General features: G+C 65.1%; 19 protein-coding genes. 8 read left to right on the top strand and 11 right to left on the bottom strand.

Annotated elements, in window-relative coordinates; all coding sequences use genetic code 11:
* Nucleotides 1-89 precede the first annotated feature (89 nt).
* The gene (gene mscL / locus BCHO_RS01410) at nt 90-566 is read right to left on the bottom strand and encodes a large conductance mechanosensitive channel protein MscL (protein ID WP_024540148.1); all 477 of its coding nucleotides are present in this window, start codon (nt 564-566) and stop codon (nt 90-92) included.
* A gap of 302 nt (nt 567-868) precedes the next feature.
* On the bottom strand, nt 869-3,994 hold the full coding sequence (locus BCHO_RS08935; protein ID WP_081707884.1) for a glycosyl hydrolase: 3,126 nt from the start codon (nt 3,992-3,994) through the stop codon (nt 869-871).
* 441 nt (nt 3,995-4,435) lie between these two features.
* Here BCHO_RS08935 and BCHO_RS01400 point away from each other — a divergent pair, with 441 nt between their 5' ends.
* The 3 genes from BCHO_RS01400 to trhA all read left to right on the top strand — a co-directional run bounded on the left by BCHO_RS01400 (nt 4,436) and on the right by trhA (nt 8,110).
* Nucleotides 4,436-5,641 (top strand): MFS transporter, encoded by a 1,206-nt coding sequence (locus tag BCHO_RS01400; protein ID WP_029675178.1) that lies wholly within the window; start codon nt 4,436-4,438, stop codon nt 5,639-5,641.
* A 164-nt stretch (nt 5,642-5,805) separates the two neighbouring features.
* A complete protein-coding gene (gene gdhA / locus BCHO_RS01395) occupies nt 5,806-7,152 on the top strand; it encodes an NADP-specific glutamate dehydrogenase (protein WP_024540151.1) in 1,347 nt (448 codons plus the stop codon).
* Nucleotides 7,153-7,264: 112 nt separating this feature from the next.
* Nucleotides 7,265-8,110 (top strand): PAQR family membrane homeostasis protein TrhA, encoded by an 846-nt coding sequence (gene trhA, locus BCHO_RS01390; protein ID WP_024540152.1) that lies wholly within the window; start codon nt 7,265-7,267, stop codon nt 8,108-8,110.
* Between the two features lie 209 nt (nt 8,111-8,319).
* On the opposite strand, the gene BCHO_RS01385 is transcribed toward trhA, so the two are convergent.
* The 8 genes from BCHO_RS01385 to dnaA all read right to left on the bottom strand — a co-directional run bounded on the left by BCHO_RS01385 (nt 8,320) and on the right by dnaA (nt 20,181).
* Entirely contained in the window at nt 8,320-9,183 is an 864-nt protein-coding gene (locus BCHO_RS01385) for a VanZ family protein (protein WP_237743005.1), read from the bottom strand.
* Nucleotides 9,184-9,463: 280 nt separating this feature from the next.
* The gene (locus BCHO_RS01380; protein ID WP_232513903.1) at nt 9,464-9,949 is read right to left on the bottom strand and encodes a DUF3566 domain-containing protein; all 486 of its coding nucleotides are present in this window, start codon (nt 9,947-9,949) and stop codon (nt 9,464-9,466) included.
* A 148-nt stretch (nt 9,950-10,097) separates the two neighbouring features.
* Nucleotides 10,098-12,839 (bottom strand): DNA gyrase subunit A, encoded by a 2,742-nt coding sequence (gene gyrA, locus BCHO_RS01375; RefSeq protein WP_024540155.1) that lies wholly within the window; start codon nt 12,837-12,839, stop codon nt 10,098-10,100.
* A gap of 83 nt (nt 12,840-12,922) precedes the next feature.
* The gene (gene gyrB, locus BCHO_RS01370; protein ID WP_420306378.1) at nt 12,923-14,974 is read right to left on the bottom strand and encodes a DNA topoisomerase (ATP-hydrolyzing) subunit B; all 2,052 of its coding nucleotides are present in this window, start codon (nt 14,972-14,974) and stop codon (nt 12,923-12,925) included.
* Between the two features lie 221 nt (nt 14,975-15,195).
* On the bottom strand, nt 15,196-15,702 hold the full coding sequence (locus BCHO_RS01365) for a DciA family protein (RefSeq protein WP_024540157.1): 507 nt from the start codon (nt 15,700-15,702) through the stop codon (nt 15,196-15,198).
* Nucleotides 15,702-16,856 carry a DNA replication/repair protein RecF gene (recF, locus tag BCHO_RS01360; protein ID WP_024540158.1) on the bottom strand — a complete coding sequence of 385 codons (1,155 nt, stop codon included), beginning with the start codon at nt 16,854-16,856 and terminating at the stop codon, nt 15,702-15,704. Before recF ends, BCHO_RS01365 begins: the two co-directional genes overlap by 1 nt.
* A gap of 82 nt (nt 16,857-16,938) precedes the next feature.
* A complete protein-coding gene (gene dnaN / locus BCHO_RS01355; RefSeq protein WP_024540159.1) occupies nt 16,939-18,063 on the bottom strand; it encodes a DNA polymerase III subunit beta in 1,125 nt (374 codons plus the stop codon).
* Nucleotides 18,064-18,552: 489 nt separating this feature from the next.
* The gene (dnaA, locus tag BCHO_RS01350; protein WP_024540160.1) at nt 18,553-20,181 is read right to left on the bottom strand and encodes a chromosomal replication initiator protein DnaA; all 1,629 of its coding nucleotides are present in this window, start codon (nt 20,179-20,181) and stop codon (nt 18,553-18,555) included.
* 351 nt (nt 20,182-20,532) lie between these two features.
* Between dnaA and rpmH the strand changes: the two genes are divergently transcribed.
* The 5 genes from rpmH to BCHO_RS01325 all read left to right on the top strand — a co-directional run bounded on the left by rpmH (nt 20,533) and on the right by BCHO_RS01325 (nt 23,131).
* Nucleotides 20,533-20,667: a 50S ribosomal protein L34 gene (gene rpmH / locus BCHO_RS01345; protein WP_024540161.1), complete on the top strand. Its 135-nt coding sequence runs from the start codon at nt 20,533-20,535 to the stop codon at nt 20,665-20,667.
* A gap of 23 nt (nt 20,668-20,690) precedes the next feature.
* The gene (gene rnpA, locus BCHO_RS01340) at nt 20,691-21,047 is read left to right on the top strand and encodes a ribonuclease P protein component (protein WP_024540162.1); all 357 of its coding nucleotides are present in this window, start codon (nt 20,691-20,693) and stop codon (nt 21,045-21,047) included.
* Between the two features lie 23 nt (nt 21,048-21,070).
* The gene (gene yidD, locus BCHO_RS01335) at nt 21,071-21,355 is read left to right on the top strand and encodes a membrane protein insertion efficiency factor YidD (RefSeq protein WP_033491038.1); all 285 of its coding nucleotides are present in this window, start codon (nt 21,071-21,073) and stop codon (nt 21,353-21,355) included.
* 10 nt (nt 21,356-21,365) lie between these two features.
* Nucleotides 21,366-22,370: a membrane protein insertase YidC gene (yidC, locus tag BCHO_RS01330; RefSeq protein ID WP_024540164.1), complete on the top strand. Its 1,005-nt coding sequence runs from the start codon at nt 21,366-21,368 to the stop codon at nt 22,368-22,370.
* Between the two features lie 218 nt (nt 22,371-22,588).
* The gene (locus BCHO_RS01325) at nt 22,589-23,131 is read left to right on the top strand and encodes a Jag family protein (protein WP_024540165.1); all 543 of its coding nucleotides are present in this window, start codon (nt 22,589-22,591) and stop codon (nt 23,129-23,131) included.
* 106 nt (nt 23,132-23,237) lie between these two features.
* Here BCHO_RS01325 and fucO read toward each other — a convergent pair whose 3' ends face one another.
* Nucleotides 23,238-24,389 carry a lactaldehyde reductase gene (gene fucO / locus BCHO_RS01320; RefSeq protein WP_024540166.1) on the bottom strand — a complete coding sequence of 384 codons (1,152 nt, stop codon included), beginning with the start codon at nt 24,387-24,389 and terminating at the stop codon, nt 23,238-23,240.
* Nucleotides 24,390-24,398 lie beyond the last annotated feature (9 nt).

Below are 24,398 nucleotides of genomic sequence, written 5' to 3'. Positions count from 1 at the left end.
ATGACAATGAGCAGGCGCCCGTGTATCGGGCGTCTGCTCATGTGATGCGGTCACGGAATGCGACCTGTGGAGGAATGCGGCCTGATTACTTATTTGGATGCCGGAGTCGCCGTGGCGGTGCCGTTCTGCTGTGCGGCGAGCGAGTCGCGGATCTCCTGCAGCAGGACGACGGTCTGTTCCTCGGGGCTCAGCTCCGGTTCCCCGGCGGCGACGTCCTCGTCCTTCTCGCCCTTGACCTTGGCCATCGCCTTCTCGCTCATGTCGCGCAGCTTGTTGATCGGCACGATGATGCAGAAGTAGACGGCGACGGCGATGATCAGGAAGTTGAGCAGCGCGTTGAGCACGGAGCCGAAGGAGATGACCGAATTCTGGCCGGCCCAGTTGGTGATCGTCCAGTTCCAGGTCTTGCTCAGGTCCGGCTTGCCGAAAATCGCCGCGACGAGCGGATTGATGATGCTGTCGACGATCGCATTGACGACACTGGTGACGGCGGCGCCCATGACGACGCCGACCGCCATGTCGATCATATTGCCGCGCGCAATGAATTTCTTGAATCCGTCCAACATGATGCTGTCTCCTTTTTCAGTGTTTCGACGGGCGAAGCGGCCATCCGTCACCGTTCCGCCGCTTCACGTCGCCGGAAAGGACGGCAATCGGCACAGTGACGACCACATATTGCCATAGTAAACGACTTGATTACCGGGACATGTCCGAATGCGGGCAATCGCCGCCGACGTTCCGCGCTGCGCGCAACAATGCCCGACCTATGCGGCCGCCGGCACAGCAGACCGGAAGACGGCGGATGACCATCATCGTCCGCCGTCTTCCGGTGCCATGCCGATTATGGTGCCGATCGTTGCGCTGTCGATTATTCGGCGCGGCGACGTGCCACGACGAGCGCGACCACGGCTACGACGACGGCAATCGTTGCGGCGATGACGACGGCGGCGATCGACGAGCCGGTGTTCGCCGTCTGCTGCGTCGACTCGTCGTCGTCCGTCCGCTGCGCGGCGTCCGTATCGGTCGACGGTTCTGCGGTCGACGGCTTGTCCCCAGTCGACGGCTTATCCGGGGTTGTCGGCTCGGTCGGCTCGGTCGGCTCGTCGATGGCGGCGAAGTCGATCGGGCAACTGGCCGGGTCGCCGGCGGCGATGTCGGCCGAATAGTCCGGCGTCTCCTCCGGTTCGGTCGGCTCGGCGGGCTCCTCCGGCTTCGTCTCCGGCTTCGTCTCCGGCTTCGGGTCGGCGGTGGCGTCGGAGGGGACGACCTTGAGGTCGTCGACGGCGAAGTTGACGGCCGGATCGTCGTTGTTCCAGGTGTTGCCGGCGATGACGACCTCCTTGATCGCCGCAAGGTCGTCGGCGGTCATCGTCTTGCCCTTGTTGGCGCCCTCCGGCCAGGTCTGCGTCAGCGACGGGTTGTCGACGAGGTCGATCTCGACGGTCTTCCAATCGGTGCCGTCCTCGGCGGCGAGCTTGTGGTCAATGTGGAAGTACTTGTCGTCGGCGGTGCCGATCTGGATCGCCATCGCGTTGTTCGAACCGTCATGCCTCAGGCGGAAGGTCAGCTTGCCCTGGCCGGTCCAGTTGCTGCGCGCCGGATCGTTCTGGATGAACGTGGCGACGTCAAGCCAGCCGCCGCTCGGATTGGCGTACTGCAGGTACTGGTTGCCGTCCTCGGCCTGCAGCGACAGCACGTCGGTGTGGTCGCGGTTGCCCCACGCGTCCTTCATCGCCGCCTCATCGGCATACACATCGAAATCGTCGAGCATGATCGGCTCGGCGTCCGACGGTTCGACGGGTTCGGGCACATACGGGTCGCGCGTGCCGACGAGCCTGATCGAATCGAAGACGATGTCGCCGGTGCGCGGACGCCCGGCGCCGTCATGCAGCTCGTTGTCGTTGTCGTTGACGTAGATCGCGAAGGAGCCGACCTTCGACAGCAGCTTCTGGTCGGGCGTCCTGCCGGCGTTGGCCGTGTCCCAGCTCGCGACGTTCCACACGCCCGGCTTGTCGAAGGGCAGGCTGATCGTCTGCGCGTCGGTGCCGTTGAGCGACGGATAGGCCTCGAAGGTGACGCCGCCCGCGTTCATCTGAATGACGAGCTTGTGGTCGGAGCCGTCCGGCTTGTAGAACATCTCGATGCCGGTGTATGCCGACCAGTCGCGCTTCGGGTCGAAGGAGCGCGCATAGCCGGTGTAGCCCGGGTTGGCGTTGTAATCGTAGTGCAGATTGACGGCGTTGCCGGCGTCGGCGCCCTGCGGGCTCGCGACGAGCGTGAAGAACGCGCTCTTGCCGTTGTTCGGCGCATAGACGCTGTTGAGCGCGTCGTCGTTGTCGTAGGTATCGAAATCATCGATGACGTTTTCGGGGACGACGGCGGCCTCGCCGAGCTTGATTGCGACGGCGCCGTCGGTGCCATCCGGTGACATGAGCCGCGTGCCGTCGGCGAACGTGATCTGCGGCGTCAGGCGCAGCGTGCCGACGGTGTCCGGAACGCCGGCCTTGTCAGGGTCGAGCGTGCCGGTCAGATAGCCGTTGCAGCTGTAGGTGAGCGGCACCGTCACGAATGCGCCGTCGGCGCCCCGGTAGTCGGTCACGACGCCATCGGAGATCGCGTACGGCGGCTTGTCGGTGTTGTCGAACCTGACGTTGCCGATGTTCGCGTCGTCGATCTTCACGCGGATGTCGATCGTGCGCGCGGCCACGCGGTCGCCGTTTACCGGCGTCACAATGCGCGCGCTGCCGGCGCGCGAAGCGGCGGCCGGCGCGTTCGTGTAGTCGACGTTCGCGGGGCTCGCCATCAGCTTGTCGGAGCTGTTCGCGAACTCGACGAACTCGGGTTCGGCGTCCTGACCCTTCCACGGCGTGTACGCCTGGAAGTTCGAGCCGGAGCCGCCGAAGTTCGCCCACGTCATCATGTAGGCGGTGTTCGGCGCGTCCTTCGTCAGCGCATCGCGCAGCTCGGAGAAGAATCGCTTGTCCTTCGTCGCCGTGTCCTTCTTGAAGCCGCGTTCGTCGCTGCGGCCGAACTCGGTGAACGCGACGATCTTGCCGCGCGCGGCGGCCTCGTCGTTGAGCATCGCCATGTCCTTGATGACCGGCGCGAGCCATGCGGAGGCGTCGTCCTTCGTGTTGTCTCGGTCATAGGTGTCGTAGCCGAGCACATCGACGTAGCCGTCGCCCGGATAGGTCTTCAGATAGGCGTTCGCGTCGCCGTCGAGCGTGCCGCCCGGCGAGTAGGCGTACAGGAGGTTGTGCACGCCCTTGACGTCGCGCAGATAGTTGACGATGTAGCGGAACAGCTCCTTGTATTCGTCGGCGGTCGCATGCGTCGCGCCCCACCAGAACCAGTTGCCGGTGTTCTCGTGCAGCGGACGGAAGATGATCGGGATCGCCGTGCCGTCGGCGCGCGTGGACTGTTCGGCGACAGCGGCGATGCCGTCGAGCACCGTGTTGAATCGGCCGGAATAGGCGCCGCCGGGCAGCAGGTCGGCGACGACGCGCGTCGTGTCGTCGTAGTTGCCGCCGGTCTTCGGGTTGCTCCAATGCGCGGACAACGTCACGATCGCGCCGAGCGCGTCGGCCTTCGTGATCTCGGCGGCGAGCGCCTGCGCGTTCGCGGCCTGGTCGGAGCCTTTGCCCGGCTTTTCGCGGCCTTCGAGGACGAGGCCGGCGTCCCATCCGAAGACGGCCGGGTATTTGCCGGTCATCTCATGGACGTCGCCGTCGGTGGCGGTCTCGCTGATGTGTTCGTCGGTGGCGTGCTGCTGTCCGAAGCGCACGTCGCCGGCCTTCGTGTCGCGCAGTTTCGCGAACAACGCGCGCGTCTCGGTCGTCGCGGCCGGGTCGGCGATGTTCACGGCGGCGCCGCCGGCTGCGGTCGCGCCGGCCGTTTCGGTCGCGAGCGCCGGTCCGGCGCATGCGAGCGTGCCGACCGCCGTCGCGGCCGCCGCGCACCAAGCGATCAACTTCTTCGTCAATGCTGTGCTCACTGGAATCCTTCCGATGCACGATTCGCCGCATCGACGTCTTACACGATTTCGGCGTGTGCATACTGTCTGTCTTGGTTCTTCGCTCGTGGGCGGCGCACTCTGCGTTGAGACCGCTCACGCGAGTTATCCTAACGGCTTAAACGTTTAAGTGCACGTCGGGGATTTTCAGTAACCGCCACCGAGGAATCGCGAGGAATCAACGGTTCGTCGTACTGAACAACCGCGGGTTCGCGTGTCCGATTACGGCGTTTCCTCGAGCGAATCGCCCATCGTCGGCGTGTCGGAACGATGGAGGGCGGCTCCGGCGCATCGCGAACAGCGCGGCCGGAGACGACGGCGCCGCGCCTACAATGGCGACGTCGTCGACCGAACAACGGACGTCACGACATCACGCGGAGACGTCATATCACCGCGCGCATCGCATCATCGAGAGGAAGCACCATGGCCGCCAACGATCACAAGGAGCGCCTGATCACGCGCGACGTGGCGCTCATCATGGCGGCGACGTTCTTCTTCATGACGGCGAGCATGATGGGCGGCCCGATCGTCGCCGGCTTCGCGCACACGCTCGGCGCGAACGGCGCATTGATGGGATTCATCGCCGGCGCATTGTCCCTGGCCGCATTGTTCTGCCGGCCGATCGCCGGACGTCTGTCCGACCGCACGAGCAAACGCGTGCTCGCCGTCATCGGCGGCGCGCTGTATCTGATCACGAACGTCTGGTACGCGTACGCGTCGACCCCGGCGTCGCTGCTCGCCGCGCGCATCGTCAACGGCGTCGGCTTCGCCTGCATCTCCGTGTGCCTGTCCACATGGCTCGCGACGCTGCTGCCGCTGTCGCGCATGGGCGCGGGCATGGGACTGTACGGGACGATGAACGCGTTGGCGCAGGCATTCGGCCCCGATCTGGGCATCCGCATCTCGAAGACGGTGAGCTACCGCGCGGCGTTCCTGACGGCGTCGGCGATGGCGGCGCTCGTCGTCGTCTGCGTGCTGTGCATCCGCGACGCCGGCCGTCCGTACGCCGCCGCACGCGGCGCGACGGCTTCCGCCGATGGCCATAAGCTGCGACTGAGCGCGTTGTTCGAGCCGAAGGTGGTGCCGATCGCATTGATCTTCATGATGTTCGGCATCCCCTATTTCGCGAATCAGTCGTTCATCGTCGATTACGCCGCGCGCATGCATGTGCCGTTCGGCGTCTCCGTGTTCTTCCCGATCTACGCGCTCGTGCTGCTCACGATCCGCATCGTGCTGCGCAATTGGTTCGACACGAAGTCCTTCCCGTTCTTCCTGACGTTGTGCACGGTCTGCGACGTCGTGATGCTGCTGTCGCTCACCTGGCTGCGCAGCTTCTGGATGCTCGCGTTGGCGGCGGTCATGACGGCCGGCGGCTACGGGCTGATGAGTTCGGTCACGCAGGCGAAGGCCGTGCTCATCGCCGGCAAGGCGCGCAGCGGCATGGCGAACACGACCTATTACGCCGGCATCGACCTGGGCATGTTCCTCGGGCCGCTCATCGGCGGCTTCCTCTACGGCGGCGTCCCGATTGCATGGTTCTACCCGGCGCTGCTCGTCACGATGCCGATCGCCTGGGCGATCTACCTGCCGTTCCGCCGCACGATCAACGGCGCGCAGGCGCAGTCGTGACCTCCGCGTCCGACTTCCCCACCGACCGCGACGACCGCGGACGCGACGATGAATGACGGCGTTGGCAAAATCACCTTCCAAAACATGAAACATGCTTGTGCGCGTGTTTTCGCTGTCTTTAGAATGATGCTGTTTTGTCCGTATCCGAATCAGAAAGAGGAACAATGCTCACCGATGAGTATGTGAAGCGCGTCTACGCCAAGGTCGAAGAACGCGACCCCGACCAGAAGGAGTTCCTGCAGGCCGTGCAGGAAGTGTTCGAGAGCATCGAGCCGGTCTTCGCGAAGCACCCGGAATATGAGGCGGCTGGCGTCCTGCAGCGCTTCGTCGAGCCGGAGCGCCTCGTCAAGTTCCGCGTGGCCTGGGTCGACGACAACGGCGACGTCCAGGTCAACCGCGGCTACCGCGTCCAGTTCAACTCGGCGATCGGCCCGTACAAGGGCGGCCTGCGCTTCCACCCGACCGTCACCGAGAGCGTCATCAAGTTCCTCGGTTTCGAGCAGATCCTGAAGAACTCGCTGACCGGCCTGCCGATGGGCGGAGGCAAGGGCGGCGCGGACTTCGACCCGAAGGGCCGTTCCGACGCCGAGGTCATGCGTTTCTGCCAGGCCTTCATGACCGAGCTGCAGCGCCACATCGGCCAGTTCACCGATGTGCCGGCCGGCGACATCAACGTCGGCGCCCGTGAGGTCGGCTACCTCTTCGGCCAGTACAAGCGCCTGCGCAACGAGTTCACCGGCGTGCTCACCGGCAAGGGCCTCGAGTTCGGCGGCTCGCTCGCCCGCACCGAAGCGACCGGCTACGGCCTGTGCTACTACACGCAGGAGGCGCTGCGCGTGCTGCGCAACGATTCCTTCGAAGGCAAGACCGTCGCCGTCTCCGGCTCCGGCAACGTCGCGATCTTCGCGATCGAGAAGGCCACCGAGCTCGGCGCGAAGGTCGTCACCTGCTCCGATTCGAACGGCTACATCTACGATCCGAAGGGCATCGACCTCGACGTCGTCAAGGACATCAAGCTCGGCCACCGCGGCCGCATCAAGGAATACGCGGACCGCGTCGCCGGCTCCGAGTACCACGAGGGCTGCAGCGGCGTCTGGACCGTCAAGTGCGACATCGCGCTGCCGTGCGCGACGCAGAACGAGATCGACGGCACGTCCGCGCAGACGCTCGTCGACAACGGCTGCACCGTCGTCTGCGAAGGCGCGAACATGCCGTCGACGCCGGACGCGATCGCCGTCTACCAGAAGAACCACATCCTCTACGGCCCTGCGAAGGCCTCGAACGCCGGCGGCGTCGCCGTCTCCGGCCTTGAGATGAGCCAGAACTCGTACCGTCTGTCGTGGACCTTCGAGGAGGTCGACAACCGCCTCAAGGACATTATGAAGAACATCGTGTCCGAGTCGCTCGACGCGGCGAAGGAATACGGCCATGAAGGCGACCTGATGTTCGGCGCGAACATCGCCGGCTTCGTCAAGGTCGCCGACGCGATGGTCGCCCAGGGCATCTTCTAAGCCCACCCGGGCGCACGTCGCCCTCACGCGCGAACCACCCGGATGCGCGGCCGTTCCCCGTCAGAGGAACGGCCGCGCATTTTTTCTGACGCACGCCCCTATGCTAGGAGACATGGTCGGCGAGAACAGCAGAAAACGGAAGAATCAGGTGCGTGCGGTGTCCCAGAGCCACCGCCCCATCTACAACATCCCGCGTTCGGAGGATGAGGAGCCGCGCAGGCCGAAGAAGGCGGTCACGGCGAAGAAGCTCAACGAGCAGAAGCGGCGCACCGCGAGGTTCCGCGAATGGCGCGAGCGCCGGCAGATCCTGCGCGAGAAGCCGAAGCTGCGCGGATGGCTGCATCTGATCGCCTTCCCGTTCTCGATCGCGACGTCGGTCATACTCATCTGTCTGGCGCCCGCCGGCTGGATGAAGGTCGGCATCAGCATCTACGGCGCCTCGGTGATGCTGCTGTTCGGCGTCAGCGCCACGCTGCATCTGGGCCACGGGTACTTCCCGAAGCTCGTCGACACGGTGCTGTGCCGCATCGACTATTCGAACATCTTCCTCGTGATCGCCGGCACCTGCACGCCGTTCCTGTTCGCGCTCAACAACAAGCCGATCTGCTGGACCTATATGGGCATCCTGTGGGTGACGGCGGCCGTCGGCACCGTCGTCCATCTGCTGTATCCGGTCGGCCTCGACTGGCTGTTCACGATCATCTACTGCATTCTGGGACTGTCGCCGCTGTCGATCATCTACTTCTTCTGGACGTCACCGTTCATCGGGCCCGTGCCGACAATCCTCGTCATCTGCGGCGGCGCCTGCTACATCGTCGGCGCCGTATTCTTCGCGCTGCGCAAGCCCAATCCGTTCCCGCGGTGGTTCGGCTACCATGAGCTGTTCCATCTGGGCACGATCGGCGGCTACGTGTGCCATGTCATCGCACTGTTCATGGTCGTGCTGCAGATGCGCTGACGGCGCAGAAGACGCCGTCGGGTCGCCGGGCACCAGATCCCACGGCATCCGGTGCATGAAGATCCACCAGACGACGAGTGCGGCCGTCAGATACCAGAACCAGCGGTTGGCGCCGGTGTTGAGCAGCACGTACCAGGCGCCGAGCACAAGCGTGCGCACCGTGTAGAGCAGGACGCGGCGCCAGCCGGTGCGCGGCGACGTCTCGATCGTCATGCGCGTGTAGGCGCCGCCAAGCGTGCGGCCGTCATGCTCCATGGACGCCACACTTCGAAGATCAGGAACAGGATGCCGGCGAGGATGCCGGGCACCCAATGCACGCTGTCGGTCGAGATGAGCAATGCGCCGATGGCGTAGTGCGTGTCGTCGAACGCGACCGCGCATTTGTAGAACACATAGACGAGCAGCAGCACGAGCGCGTACAGGATGACGTCCATGATGATGACGTCGATCGCGAGCGCGACGAAACGGTGCACGAATCCGGGATGCGTGTTGACGCTGGCGGCCTGTTTCGCGCGTTTCGGCACGAGCTTCGTGTAGAGGACGGCGAGGCCGTAGCCGAGCATCGCGCCGATCGTGTTCGTCAGCATGTCGTCGACGTCGAAGTAGCGGTAGGCGCAGGGGTAGAGCCCCCAGATGCCGGTGAGCTGTGTCGTTTCGATGAAGATCGAACAGGCGAGGCCGGTGCCGGCGGTCTGCCAGAACCTCCAGCCGGCCCAGCGGCCGAGCATGAAGCCGAGCGGCAGGAACAGCACGACGTTCATGACGAGCTGCAGCACGCCGGACAGGCCGCTCTGCGCGTCCTGGATGAAGCGCAGCAGGTCGAGCTGCGGCCCCAGATGGTGGGTGCGGCAGTAGGCGGTCGGATCGTCGGGCATCGGGTACATCGTGAACGCGAGCAGGCCGAGCGCGTAGAGCACGGCCATGTAGGCGGTGAAGGCGCTCATGAAGCTCAGCCGATGGTTGCGGTGGTAGATGACCGCAACGATCGGCAGCGTCAGCAGGAACGACACGAACGGCCACAGCATGACGGCGAGCATGAACGACTGGCTGAAATACCCGAGATATCTGAACACGGTCACGAGTTTACCGGCCGCCGCGACGGTGCAGCATGGTCCGGATGGATGATTTTCCGTCCGGCCGCGAACGCGGCACCCGCGATCTGCACCGCCGGCAATCGCAACGACGACGCTCCGCGAACACGCCGGGTGCGATACGCGGCGGTCACGTTCGCGAGGGCGCGCGTTTGCGAACATGACGGGGTCGTTCCGCACCCGAAACGGTCGCAACGGATGCAAAAAGGCGGCCTGCGGACGAACCATCGTCCGCAGGCCGCCTTCGCAGCGAATATCGGGATCAGTCGTCGCCGAGCGTCACATGGACACCGCCGACGAGCGAGCAGACGACGTTGTACAGCAGCGCGAAGATCGTGACGAGGATCGTGACGAGCACGATCTCGACGATCGAGAAGATCGTGACGCCGCTGAGGATCGTCGGCAGCGAGAAGACGTTCGCCAGATTGATGCCGCCCGCGTCGAGGCCGGCGGATGAGACGATCTGCGTGACCTGGTCGAAGACGCCGACGACCTTGAGCAGCGACCACAGCAGCGCGACGGCGATGATCTGGATGAGCGCGCCGGCGATCGACAGCATGAATGTGACCTTCGCGACCGACCAGGCGTCCAGATGCGTCAGCGACAGCTTCATGCGGCGTGCGCCTGGCTTCTTGCGACGCTTGATCGGGCGGACCGGCTTGTTCTCCTCAGGACGGTCCTTGTCCGCGATCAGCGGAGTGTTCGAGGCGGAACGCGCGACGCGCGGCGCATGCCTGTCCTGCGTCATCGAAGCGGTCGTATGCTCCAGTGGATTGGCCTCGCGGGGGTCGCTCATGCTCTGCTCCTTGAAATGCTCATGGCTTTGAGGTCGAGATTACCAACGTTCGGGGACGTGCGACGGCCCTATGCAACGGCCGCACGTCCCCGAACATCGGTCATTCGGCGTCGTCCTCGTCGGTGCGTTCGATCGCCGCCGAATCCTCCTCGATGACCGGCGTCGGCTGGTCGCCGTCGGCGCGGGCCTCGAAGACCGGTTCGCCTTCCGCCGGCTGCACGCTCGTGCTGCCGGTCGCGGAATCGGTCGTGACGGTGTCGCCGTCGGCGTCGTCCTCGGTCTCGGCGTTGCGCGCGATCGAGACGATCTCGTCGTCCTTGTCGGGCTTCGCGAAGGTGACGCCCTGCGTCGTGCGGCCGGTGCGCTTGACCTCGCTGACGTCCGAACGGATGACCTTGCCGGACTTCATGATCGCCATGATCTGGTCCTCCTCGGACACGACGAGCGCGCCGACGAGGAAACCGCGGCCCTCGACGAGCTGCACGGCCTTGACGCCGTAGCCGTTGCGGCCCTGGAGACGGTATTCGCTCAGCTGCGTGCGCTTCGCGAAGCCTTCGTTCGTGACGACGAAGAGGTCCTTGTCGGTGTCGCCCCAGACGACGTCCATCGCGAGCAGCTCGTCATCGGCGCGGAACTTCATGCCCTGCACGCCGGCGGTCTGGCGGCCCATCGGGCGCAGCTGCTCGTCGTCGGCGCGGAACTTGAGGCTCATGCCGTGCTTCGAGACGAGGATGATGTCGTCCTCGGCGTTGCACAGGTTCGCGCCGATCAGCTCGTCGGTCGTCTCGCCATCCTCGCTCTGCATCAGGCGCACGGCGATGAGGCCGCCCTGACGCGGCGAATCGTATTCGGACAGGCGCGTCTTCTTGACCTTGCCGGAGCGCGTCGCGAGCACGAGGTACTTCGCGACCTCATAGTTCGGGATCGACAGCACGGTCTGGATCTGCTCGTCGGGTTCGAACTGCAGCAGGTTCGCGACGTGCTGGCCCTTGGAGTCGCGCGACCCCTCCGGCAGCTCATAGGCCTTGCAACGGTAGACGCGCCCCTTGTTCGTGAAGAACAGCAGCCAGTTGTGCGTGCTCGTCAGGAAGAAGTGGTCGACGACGTCGTCCTCGCGCAGCTTGGCGCCCTTGACGCCCTTGCCGCCGCGGTGCTGGGCGCGGTACTCGTCGGCCTTCGTGCGCTTGATGAAGCCGGCGTGCGTCACGGTGACGACGACGTTCTCCTCGGCGATGAGGTCCTCGACGTTCATCTCGCCGGAGAACGGCAGGATCTTCGTGCGGCGGTCGTCGCCGTACTTCGCGACGATCTCGTCGAGCTCGTCGCCGACGATCTTGCGCTGGCGTTCCGGCTTCGCGAGGATGTCGGCGTAGTCGGCGATCTTGCGCATCAGCTCGTCGTGCTCGTCGAGGATCTTCTGGCGTTCGAGCGCGGCGAGGCGGCGCAGCTGCATCGCGAGGATCGCATCGGCCTGCACGTCGTCGACGTCGAGCAGGTTCATCAGGCCGGTGCGCGCGACCTCGACGGTCGCCGACGAACGGATCAGATGGATGACCTCGTCGATCATGTCGAGGGCCTTGAGATAGCCCTGCAGGATGTGGTCGCGTTCCTCGGCCTCGCGCTTGAGGTAGGCGGTGCGGCGCGCGATGACGTCGAGCTGGTGGTCGACCCAGTGGCGGATGAACGCGTCGAGGCTCAGCGTGCGCGGCACGCCGTCGACGAGCGCGAGCATGTTCGCGCCGAAGGTCTGCTGCAGCTGCGAATGCTTGTACAGGTTGTTGAGCACGACCTTCGGGACGGCGTCGCGCTTGAGCACGAGCACGAGACGCTGGCCGGTGCGTCCCGAGGTCTCGTCGCGCATGTCGGCGATGCCCTGGATCTTGCCGTCGCGCACGGCCTCGCGGATCGAGACGACGAGACGGTCCGGGTTGACCTGGTACGGCAGCTCGGTGACGACGAGGCACATGCGGCCGTGGATCTCCTCGGTGTTGACGACGGCGCGCATCGTGATCAGACCGCGGCCGGTGCGGTAGGCCTGTTCGATGCCCTTGTGGCCGAGGATCGTCGCGCCGGTCGGGAAGTCCGGTCCCTTGATGCGGGCGATGAGCGCGTCGAGCAGCTCCTCGCGCGTCGCCTCGGGATGGTCGAGCGCCCAGTGGACGCCGTCGGCGACCTCGCGCATGTTATGCGGGGGGATGTTCGTCGCCATGCCGACGGCGATGCCGGAGGAGCCGTTGACGAGCAGGTTCGGGAAGCGTGCCGGCAGCACGGTCGGCTCCTGCGTCTTGCCGTCGTAGTTCGGCACGAAGTCGACGGTGTCCTTGTCGATGTCGCGCACCATCTCCATCGCGAGCGGCGCCATGCGGCATTCGGTGTAACGCATCGCGGCGGCCGGGTCGTCGCCGGGGGAGCCGAAGTTGCCCTGACCGTCGACGAGCAGATAGCGCATCGACCACGACTGCGCCATGCGCACGAGCGTGTCGTAGATCGCCGAATCGCCGTGCGGATGGTACTTGCCCATGACGTCGCCGACGACGCGCGAGCACTTGTTGTAGCCGCGGTCGGGGCGGTAGCCGCCGTCGTACATCGCGTAGACGACGCGGCGATGCACCGGCTTCATGCCGTCGCGCACGTCGGGCAGCGCGCGCTCCACGATGACGGAGAGCGCGTAGGAGAGGTACGACTGGCGCATCTCCTCCTGCAGGTCGACCGGCTGCACGCGCGTGCCGACCATCAGGCCGTAATCGGTGTTGTCCGCTTCCTGCGGACTGAGCGGCTCCATCGAGCCGGAGAGATTGCTGAGCTCGTCGTCCGAGCCGTTGTTGGTGGGTTCGTCTGCCACTTTGCTTCCTTTGCCTTCGCCGCGTCTGGGCGGTCACGTCTTGTTGCGGGTGGTGCCTTGGATCGCCTGTCCGGCCGATCCGGTCAGGCGTCGATCCAGCGGGCGTTGTGCGCGTTGCGCTGGATGAACTGGCGGCGGGGTTCGACCTCGTCGCCCATCAGCATCGAGAAGGTCTCGTCGGCCTGCAGCGCGTCCTCGATGTGCACCTGCTTGAGCACGCGGTTGGACGGGTCCATCGTCGTCTCCCACAGCTCCTGGTAGCTCATCTCACCGAGGCCCTTGTAGCGCTGGATGCCCTCGCCCTTCGGCAGCTGGCGGCCGGCGGCCTTGCCTTCGGACAGCACACGGTCGCGTTCGGCGTCGGTGTACACGAAGTCGTGCGGTCCCTTCGTCCACTTGATCCGGTACAGCGGCGGCATCGCCACGTAGACGTAGCCGGCGTTGATCATCGGACGCATGTAGCGGAAGAACAGCGTCAGGTTGAGCGTCGCGATGTGCGCGCCGTCGACGTCGGCGTCGGCCATGATGATGACCTTGTGGTACCTGACCTTGTCGAGGTCGAAGTCGTCGCCGTAGCCGCCGCCGATCGCCGTGATCAGCGATTCGATCGTGTCCGACTTCATCATGCGGTCGAGGCTCGCGCGCTCGGTGTTGAGGATCTTGCCGCGCAGCGGCAGGATCGCCTGCGTGTTCGGGTTGCGTCCCTGGATTGCCGAGCCGCCTGCCGAGTCGCCCTCGACGATGAACAGCTCGCACTCGCTCGGGTCGTTCGACTGGCAGTCCTTGAGCTTGTCCGGCATGCCGGCCGATTCGAAGATCGACTTGCGGCGCGTGTTCTCGCGCGCCTTCTTCGCGGCCATGCGCGCGCGGGACGCCTCGATCGCCTTCTGGATGATGTTCTTCGCCTCGTTCGGATGGGCGTCGAACCAGTCGCCGAGACGGTCGTTCATGATGCGCTGCACGAAGGTCTTCGCCTCGGAGTTGCCGAGCTTCGTCTTCGTCTGGCCTTCGAACTGCGGGTTCGTCAGCTTGACCGAGACGACGGCCGTCAGGCCCTCGCGCACGTCGTCGCCGGAGAGGTTGTCGTCCTTGTCCTTGAGGATGTTCTTCTCGCGCGCGTAGCGGTTGACCATGCTTGTCAGCGCGGCGCGGAAGCCCTCCTCGTGCGTGCCGCCCTCGGTCGTCGCGATCGTGTTCGCGAAGGTGTGCACCGACTCCGAATAGGCGGTCGTCCACTGCATCGCGATCTCGGCGGAGACGCCGATCGCGAGGTCCTCGGCCTCGATGTCGATGACGTCCGGCTCGATCGGCTGCGCCTTGCGCATCTTCACCATGTACGCGACGTAGTCCTTGATGCCGTTCGCATACTGGTAGGTGACGCTCTGGTGCAGCTCGTCGCTTGCGTCGCTTTCGCCGGTGACCTCGTCGCCGGTCGATTCGGTCTCGCGCATATCGGTCAGCGACAGCCTCAGTCCCTTGTTGAGGAAGGCCATCTGCTGGAAGCGCGCGCGCAATGTCTCGAAGTCGTAGATCGTCGTCTCGAAGATCTTCGGATCGGGCCAGAACGTGACCGACGTGCCGGTGGATTCGCCGTCCTCCATCGCGCGGCCGCGCTTGAGCGGCGCCGTCGGATGCTGGTTGATGTAGGTCTGCGTCCAGTAGTAGCCCTGGCGGCGCACCTCGATGTCGACGCGCGTCGAGAGCGCGTTGACGACCGAGATGCCGACGCCGTGCAGACCGCCGGAGACCGCGTAGCCGCCGCCGCCGAACTTGCCGCCGGCGTGCAGCTTCGTCATGACCGTCTCGACGCCGGAGACGCCTTCACCGGGGACCTCGTCGACCGGGATGCCGCGGCCGTCGTCGACGACGCGGATGCCGTTGTCCGGCAGGATCGTCACTTCGATGTGCGTCGCATAGCCGGCGAGCGCCTCGTCGACCGAGTTGTCGACGATTTCGTAGACGAGGTGGTGCAGGCCGCGCGGGCCCGTCGAGCCGATGTACATGCCCGGGCGGATGCGGACCGCCTCGAGGCCTTCGAGGACGCGCAGGTCGCTCGCGTCGTAGTGTTCGGGGGAGAGGGTGTCGTCCAGCTGTCCGTCGACGACCTGATCGTCGTCGTTCGAGGATGCGTCCACCGCATCAGCCGTGAAATCTGCCACAGAGTTTCCTTTCTGTGTTCGTCGCGAGGGTGTTTTCGCGATGCGATATGCCCTATAACACGAATAAAACGCCCTTGTGGGCGTTTGACCGCTATAGTAAAGATTCTACTCGCGCGTAGGGACGGCGGCCTCCTGTGGCCCGTTATCCGTTTTTGTTCTCCTGCAGCGAACGATGACGTCGTCATCGCCTGCGCCGGTCAGCCGCGCGGATGCGGCCGTCTCGTATTCTGCTGCACGTATTTCATCATGCGCACGCCGCGGCCGTGCGTCTGCGGCCCGGTGACGCGCACCTCGTCGATGCGCAGCCCGCCGAGGCGTTCGCGCAGCGTCTCGGTGAGCGTCGGCGCGATCGCCGTGAGCTGCTGCGTCCACGATGGCGAATCGGCGGCGATCGTCAGCACGCCGTCGACGTAGCTCGCGACGCGCGAATGGCGCGCGTTGACCTCGCCGACGACCGACGCCCAGTCCGATTCGAGCGACGCCATCCTCAGCCGCGGCCCCCATCCTGACTGTTCGACGATCTTCGTGAGCACGTCGCCGAGCTCATGCGGTTCGCGTCCCGGCTTGCCGAAATTGTCGAGCGCCTCCTCGCGACGCACGCGCAGTTCCCCGATGAGGCCGGCCTTCGCGGCCACACGCTCGAATTCCTGGGCTCCGAGCTTGCGCTCGTCGAGCTTGAGCGTCACGCAGATCGGCGTCTGCATCACAGATCCTCCCCGTCGTCGTTTCGTGCGCGCAGCGCGGCGACGTCGACGACGTGCGCGTCGGCGAGACGTTCGTCATCGGGGATGTCGCTCGCGGCGGCGACGGTGATGAACACCTGCCGCTGCGCCGCCGCGAAGCGCAGAATCTGCGCGCGGCGCGTCTCGTCGAGCTGCGCGAAGACGTCGTCGAGGATGACGATCGGCTGCGTGCCGAAGCGTTCCTCGAGCAGCCGGCAGACGGCCATCTTGAGTGCGAGGCCGAGCGTCCACATCTCGCCGTTCGATGCGAATTCGCGCGCCGGGAAGCCGTTGAGCCCGATGAGCATGTCGTCGCGCTGCGGGCCGATGAGATTGCGTCCGCGTGCGACTTCGCCGGCGTAGAGCCGCTGGAAATGCTCGCTGATGAGTCGCGGGGCGTCCTCGCCCTGCAGGATCTCGTCGAAGGAGGGCTCGTAGTCGAGTTCGGCGTCGTTGCCGGCTCCGGCGAGTTCGTGCACGAGCTCGTGGAACGGTGCGCGCAACCGGTCGACGACGGCCATGCGGTCGCGCGTCAGCTGCAGGCCGAGATCGATGTACTGGCCGGTCCAGATCTCGAGGCCGCTGAGCGCCGCGTCGCGCGATGCGTCGAAGTCGTCGGCCGCGCCGAGCTGCTTGAGCAGCGTCGCGCGCTGCTTGGCGACGTGTGTGAAGCGCTGCAGCGTATCGGCGTAGCCGCGCACGAGCAGCGACGCCGTCTGGTTGAGGAACTGCCGGCGCGCGGCGGGGTCGGCCGAGACGAGCCTCTGGTCGTCGGGTGTGAACGCGACGAGCGGGATGTCGCCGACGATGTCGCGCAGATAGAGCGACGGTCCGCCGTTGACGCGAGCGCGGTTCGCGCCCTTCACACGGATCGTCACCTCATAGGTCGTCGTGCGGGCCGCGTCCTCGTCGGTCACATTCGCGCGGATCGCCGCCATGTCGAAGCCGCGTTCGACGAGCGGCGCCGACGACGAGGTGCGATGGCTCGCGCCGGTCGACAGGAACTCGATTGCCTCGACGATGTTCGTCTTGCCGAGCCCGTTCGCACCCTGCAGGATCGTCACGCCGGGCGTGAAGTCGAGCAGGCAGTGGTCCCACGAACGGAAATGGTCGAGGGCGAGACGGGAGATGAACATCGGTTTCCAACGGTTCGGCGGGGAGGGATACAAGGAAGGCGGCTGTGGCGTCCCCATGCGGCAAGGACGCCACGGTCGAGACTCAGCTGTTGAAGCGCATCGGGACGAGCAGGTAGCGGTAGGCGAGCGACTCCTCGGAGTCGGCTTCCTGCTGACCGTCGAACTCGACCGGCTTGACGGCCGTCGTCATCTTCATGCGCACATACGGTTCGGTGATCTCGCTCAGGCCCTCGCGCAGATAATTCGGGTTGAACGCGACGGTGACGTCCTCGCCGTCGAGGTCGACGTCGAGCACCTCGCTCGCCGAGGCCTCGTCGGCGGCGCCCGCCGTCAGCGTGACCTCCTGGCCGGCGAAGACCATGCGGATCGGCGCATTGCGTTCGGCGACGAGCGCGACGCGCTTGATCGCGTCGAGCAGGTTCTGCTTGTCGAGCACGGCGTGGATCGGATAGGAATCGGCGTACAGACGGTCGACGGCGGGGAAGTCGCCGTCGATGAGCTGGACTGTGGATACGCGGCCGGCGTTTTCCACACCGAGCAGCGTCGGGTTCTCGACGTCGAAGTACAGGTTGACGTTCTGCCGCTCGTCGAGCGAACGGGAGATGTCGCGCAGATGCGTGCCCTTGACGAGAGCGACGGCCTCGAGGCCGTCGTCGGCCGGCGACCAGTGGAAGGTCGAGCGCGCCAGACGGAAGCGGTCGGTCGACGACAAGGTCACCGTGTCGCCGTTGAACTTCATCTGCACGGCCGTGAGCACCGGGCGGTCGTCGGTGCGCGCGATCGCGACGGCGGCCTGGACGATCGACTGCGTCAGCGTCGGCGCATCCACCTGGCCGAGCAGTGGGGGCAGCTGCGGCAGATCCGGGTATTCGCTTTCCGGCATCAGCTGCAGCGTGAAGGTCGACTTGCCCGAGGAGATGCGCAGCGTCGAGCCGTCGGTCTGCAGATAGGCCTTCTCGAAGGGCAGCGACTTGCTGATGTCGGCGAGCAGCTTGCCCGGCACGACGGCGGCGCCCGCCTCGTCGACGCCGGCCTCGATGTGGTCGCGCGACGAGAGTTCATAGGTGAATGTGGACAGTTGGAGCGCACCGTCCCGAGCCTCGAGCTTGATGCCGGAGAGCAGCGGGTTGAGCTGCTTGGCGGACAGGATGCTGGTCGTCCAGGACACGGCATCGGCGAACGAGGTGGAATTGACTTCTACTTTCATGCGCTTTCCTTGACTGTTGACGATTGGTGAGTCTGGCATTCATTCTAACTGCTCTTTGCTTCGTTCGTCGAGGCGAAGCGCAGGGCGCAGCCTTGGGTGGTTGATGGTCATGATGAGATTTAAGTACAAAAGGATTCATCACCATCATCAGCGCGGTGGATATGTGGAAAACCTTCGCGAGCCTTACAGGGCGGCGGTTTATCCACATTCAAGGCATGTGGATAACTTCTGCATCGGCTGTGGATAAAAGGCCGGTTTTTCCACATGGCGATGGGGACCGAGCGGCTATTCACATTTTGACTGCTTCTCTCCACGGGTTATCCACAGCCGATTTCGGCGTTTTCCCCGCGATATCCACCGGTTTTGCCAACAACTGTGGATAACCATGTGGAAAACTTTATGTCGCAATCGGCATGGCGAGGTGTGTCGCGAGCGCGCAGCATCCACAGTCGGGAACGCCGCGCGCCCGGACCGTCCGGTCTCCGTCGGTCATTTGGTGTTGCGCTGGCGCAGCAGCACCGTCAGTTCGGTGACGTAGTTGTAGATCTCCTGCTTCTGCTTCATGCCGTCCGAGACGATCTTGATGTTGTGCATGACCGTCGTGTGGTCGCGGCCGCCGAAGACCTGGCCGATGTTGACGAGGCTCATGCTCGTCAGGTCGCGCGTCAGATACATCGCGATCTGGCGGGCGAGCGTGATGTTGCGGTTGCGCTGCGGGCCGACGATGTCGTCGAAGGTCAGATGGAAGTACTTCGCGACGCGGCCGATGATGTCGGTCGGCTTGACCTCGATGTCGGTCGAGAAGAAGTCCTGCAGTGTCTGCTCGGCGAGTGCGACGGTGACCGGCTGGCCGTTGAGCGAGGCGAGCGCAGTGACGCGGTTGAGCGCGCCCTCGAGCTCGCGGATGTTCTCGGTGAAGCGTTCGGCGATCAGGTCGAGGACGTCGTAGGGCACGCGCATCCCGGAGTTCGACGCGATCATCCGCAGGATCGCGATGCGCGTCTCGAGGTCCGGCGGCTTGACGTCGACGGTGATGCCCTGCTCGAAGCGCGAGATCAGGCGCGACTCGAAGTCCTTGAGGTTCTTCGGAGGCACGTCGGAGGCGATGACGATGCGCTTGTTCGCCTGGTACAGGCTGTTGAAGGTGTGGAAGAACTGCTCGAGCGTCTCGGTCTTGCCGCCGAGGAACTGGATGTCGTCGATGAGCAGGACGTCGACCTCGCGGTACTTGCGGTTGAACGCCGTCACGCGGCTCGAGCCGGACTTCGTGCCGGCGTCCATGCGCAGCGAGTCGATGAACTCGTTCGTGAACTCCTCGCTCGTCACATAGCGCACGCGGGTGCCGGGCTGCTTGATCAATGAGTAGTTGCCGATCGCGTTGAGCAGATGCGTTTTGCCCAGGCCCGATCCGCCGTAGACGCACAGCGGGTTGAAGTCGCTGCCGCCGCCTTCGGCAACGGCGAGCGCGACGGTGCGTGCGAAGCGGTTCGAGTCGCCCGGCACGAAGGTGTCGAAGGTGTCCGACGGGTTGAGATGCGTCTCCGGGTCGATCATCGGCTGCGGGGAGCGGCCGAAGCGTCCCTTGAACACGTCGGCCGCGCCGGTGAGCGACGTCGACATCGTCGCCGCCGACGCCGGGTCGAGGTCGTCGCCCATCGAATCCTCGAAGGTCTGCACGACGGCGGCGTCGTAGTGCGTCGTCTTCGGCGGCTGCTGCACGACGACCGGCTCGGGCGCCGGCTCCGGTTCGGGCAGTGGCTGGCGCTTGCGCGTGTCGCCGCGCGGCGCCTCCTCGCTCAGCGCGGTGACCGGCAGCACCGGCTGCTCGGGCTCGTTCGCGCGCACCGCGATCTTGAAGGCGGGGAAGAGGTCGACGCCGCCGTTCGCGATGCGCAGCGCCTGCAGCAGCTCGTCGTTGAGCTCCGTCTGCAGCACATGCTGCGTCTCGCTGTTCTCGACGGCGAGGATGATGTTGGTGCCGAAGAGCGCCTCGGGGACCACGCCCTCGAACCAGCCCTTCTCACGGGCGGTCAGCGACGAGTTCTTCCGAAGCAGTTCGAGCGCGTTCGACCATATGACGGCGGCCTTGGCCGCCGGGTCGTTGCTTGCTTCGCTCATGATTTCGTCTCCATCAGTTGTATACACATGCGTAACAGGTCATTCTTACTCTGACTGATGGAAGTTATCCACAAGCTCGCATAGCGGAAATGCTGGGTTTTTGCGTTGGCGCCGCTGCGCGTTGTGCATAACTTCCCCCGGCTTTCCCCAGTATATCGGCACTGCCCTGTGGACGGCCGGCGACGATGTTCCACGACGTTCCCCGGGCGTGTCGCAGACGCTCCCCGCATGCCCGCATGTCGCCGCCGCGCGCTGAGGTATAGGGGTATCGGTAAATTGGTAGAGATTGTCTCAAGCGAAGTCATGCATGCACGCATGGCCCACCGACCTACCTAACGGGAGCATGAAACTATGAAGAGGACATTCCAGCCGAACAACCGTCGTCGCCACATGAAGCACGGCTTCCGTGCCCGCATGCGCACGCGTTCCGGCCGCGCGCTGATCAACCGCCGTCGCGCCAAGGGCCGCAAGACCCTTTCCGCCTGAGTTTTCGTTTCAGTCGGACGAAAGTGGAACGGCTCAGAAGCCACCGCGATTTCGTCGCCGTGCTGCGGCGCCGTCGGAAGGTCTCCGGCGACGACGTCGTCGTGCACTATCTGATGCCCGACGACACCGATGACGGCGGCGCCGGCGGTGCATCCAGACATGTGGGGCTGGCCGTTTCCAAGGCGGTGGGGAACGCGGTCGTACGCAACACGGTGAAACGCCGTTTCCGCGTGCTTGCGCAACGCTACGAGGACGAGCTCCCCGAGCGCTGCAGCGTCGTGCTGCGCGCCAAGCCGAGCGCGGCGCACGCGTCCTTCGCGTCGCTCGACGCGCAGATGGCGCAGCTGTTCCGCGCGGTGCGACGCAAGACGGCACGTTGATGACGAGTCATGCAGGGCGGGCGATGATTCGCTGCATCCGCTGGTATCAGCGGCGGATTTCGGCGAACACCCCGCCCTCGTGCCGTTATTACCCCAGTTGCTCGAACTACGCGATCCAGGCGATCCGCCGCTACGGCGCCGTGCGCGGCGGCATGCTCGCCGCGCTGCGCCTGCTGCGTTGCCGCCCGTGGAGTTCGGGAGGCATCGACGACGTGCCGCAGCGGTTCTCCCTGTTCTACAGATTCCCTTGGTCGCGCGCGCACGAAGAGCCGCGGCTGACCCCTCTGCCCGACGACGAGAAGGAGTGAACGGCCAGATATGACGGATAATTTCTTATTGGACAGCGGTTTCTGGGGGTGGCTGTACAAGCTGCTGACCCCGGTCGAGTGGCTCATGACGCAGGTCATGTACTGGTTCCACAAACTGCTCACGCTCATCGGCATGCCGGCCGTGGGCCTTTCCTGGGTGCTGTCGATCATCTTCCTCGTGATCGTCGTGCAGGCCTGCGTCTTCCCGCTGTTCTACAAGCAGATGAAGTCGATGCGCGGCATGCAGGCGATCCAGCCGAAGATGATGAAGATCCAGAACAAGTACAAGGGCAAGAACGATCCTGCGAGCAAGGAAGCGATGCAGCGCGAGATGATGAAGCTCTACAAGGACAACCACGCCAATCCGGCGGGGTCGTGCCTGCCGATGCTCATCCAGGGCCCGGTCTTCATGTGCATGTTCTACGTGCTCTCGGCGATCCCGTACATCGCGCGCGGCAAACGCGACCCGCTCGGCGCCTTCGACGTGGCGACCGCACAGGAGTTCTCGGAGACGACCTTCTTCGGCACGAAGGTCTCCGACACCTTCACGACGGCCGGGACGAGCGGCAAGGTCGTCATCGCGATCTTCGTGTTCGCGATGTGCGCGTGCCTGTGGTACATGCAGTGGAACACGATGCGCCGCAACACGGCGCCGGCGTCGATGAACAAGCAGACCGAACGCATGCAGAAGATGATGCTGTGGATCTTCCCGATCATGTACGTCTTCTCCGGCGTCGCGATGCCGTTCGCCGTGCTCGTCTACTGGCTCGCGAACAACATCTGCAACCTGCTGCGTTCGTTCTGGCAGCTGCGCGAGTTCCCGACGCCCGGTTCGCCGGCCGCGCTCGACAAGGAGAAGCGCGACCACGACAACGAGAACAGGAAACGCGAACGCGAAGGCCGTCCCTCGCTTGAGGAGGAGGAGCTCATCAAGGCGAAGGAAGAGGAGGAGCGCAGGAGCGTGCAGGGCCACCAGCGCCAGCAGCCCCAGCGCAAGAAGCGCAAGAAGAAGTAGCGTTTCCGCCGCTTTCCACGGTTCCCACGGTCGTCGATCGGCCGTGGGAACCGTCATATCGGGGCCCGTCACGCTACGCCGTGCGCGCCCGGCCATGTCGGGTGGCGGGGGACTGCCCTACACTGGTGACCTACAGGCGTGTATGTCCGGCGGAACGTTCCCCGGACCGAACGATTTTTACAGTATTGAGAACATTCCAATGCATGCAAGGAGTGCGTATGGTGCAGGACGAAGAACGAAGCGTGGAGCAGCTGGACCGCGAGGCCGACATCGCAGCCGACTATCTCGAGGGTCTGCTCGACATCGCCGACTACGAGGGCGACATCGAGATGGGCGTGCGCAACGGCCGCCCGATGGTGCAGATCGTGGCCGACGACGACACCGACATCAAACATCTGATCGGCCGCAACGGCGAGGTCGTGGACGCGCTGCAGCAGCTGTGCCGCCTCGCCGTGCAGCAGGAGACCGGCGAACGCTCGCACCTGATCGTCGACGTCGACGGCTTCCTCAAGCGCAAGCGCCAGATCCTGCGCGACATGGCGCTCGACGCCATCGATGACGTGCGAGAGACCGGCGAGCCGGTCGACCTCAAGCCGATGAACTCCTTCGAGCGCAAGATCATCCACGACGTCGTGCGCGACGAGGGCCTGCGTTCGCGTTCGCACGGCGAGGAGCCGAAGCGCTACGTGACGATCTACCTCAAGTACAACGACGCCGACGACGACGAGCTCGAGGACGACGAGTACATCGTCGAGGACTGATCGGTCGGCTGAACGAACGCGAGGGGCGCACGAGCCACATGGTTCGCGCACCCCTCGCGCATATGGCGCCACGGACGCCACTGGATGACGTCCGCGGCGCCGGCGGTCACATCAGGCTGCGGTAGAGCTCGAGGATGTCCTCCTTCGTCGCCGGGCGCGGATTGCCCGGCGTGCAGACATCGGCGGCGGCGTCCGCGGCGAGCGCGTCGAGGTCGTCCTCGGTGGCGCCGACCTCGCTGATCGTCGTCGGGTTGCCCAGGTCGCGCGTCAGCTGCGCGATGGCCTCGACAGCTTCGTCGCGCACATGCTCGAGGTCGCCGGTGTAGGCGTCCTCGACGCCGAAGGCGTCGGCGATGTCGCGGTACTTCTCGCCCGAATAGTCCTTGTTGTATGCCATGACCGGAGCGAGCAGGATACCGTTCGCGACGCCGTGCGCGACGCCGAGGCGGCCGCCGAGCGGATGCGCCATGCCATGCACGAGGCCGAGACCGACGTTCGAATAGGACATGCCGGTGATGTACGAGGCGTAGGCCATCTGCTCGCCGGCCTCCTTGTCCCCTTCGACGCTCTTCGCCAGATTGTGCGCGATCATGCGGATCGTCTGCATCGACAGCGCGTCCGACAGGCTCCACGCGCCCGGCGTGATGACGCTTTCGATCGCATGCGTCAGCGCGTCGAGGCCAGTGGCGACCTTCAGGCCGCGCGGCATGCCGTCGGTCAGATCCGGGTCGACGAAGGCCGCGACCGGGATGTCATGCGGGTCGACGGCGACGAACTTGCGCTTGTTCGCCGTGTCGGTGATGACGTAGTTGATCGTCGTCTCGGACGCGGTGCCGGCCGTCGTCGGCACGCCGAAGATCGGCACGCTCGGATGCTTCGTGTCGGCGACGCCCTCCAACGAGAGCACGTCGGAGAACTCCGGGTTCGCGGCGACGATGCCGATGCCCTTGCAGGTGTCCTGCGGGCTGCCGCCGCCGAGGCCGATCAGGAAGTCGGCACCGGACTTATTGAACTCCTCGACGCCGTGCTGGATGTTCTCGACCGGCGGGTTCGGCTGGACGTCGTCGTAGATCACATAGGGGATGCCGGCGGCGTCAAGCACATCGGTGACCTTCTTCGCGGTGCCGTTCTTGACGAGCACCGGGTCGGTGACGATGAACGCCTTGTGGAAGCCGCGGGACTTCACCTCCTTCGGGATCTCGTTGATGGCGCCACGTCCGAAATAGGCGGTCTGGTTGAAAATCATGCGGTAGACCATACAGCTACG

This window comes from Bifidobacterium choerinum, assembly GCF_000741135.1.
Taxonomy (GTDB): Bacteria; Actinomycetota; Actinomycetes; order Actinomycetales; family Bifidobacteriaceae; genus Bifidobacterium; species Bifidobacterium choerinum.
The sequence above is the reverse complement of the archived record's forward strand: the minus strand, read 5'-3'. Positions and strand labels throughout refer to the sequence as shown.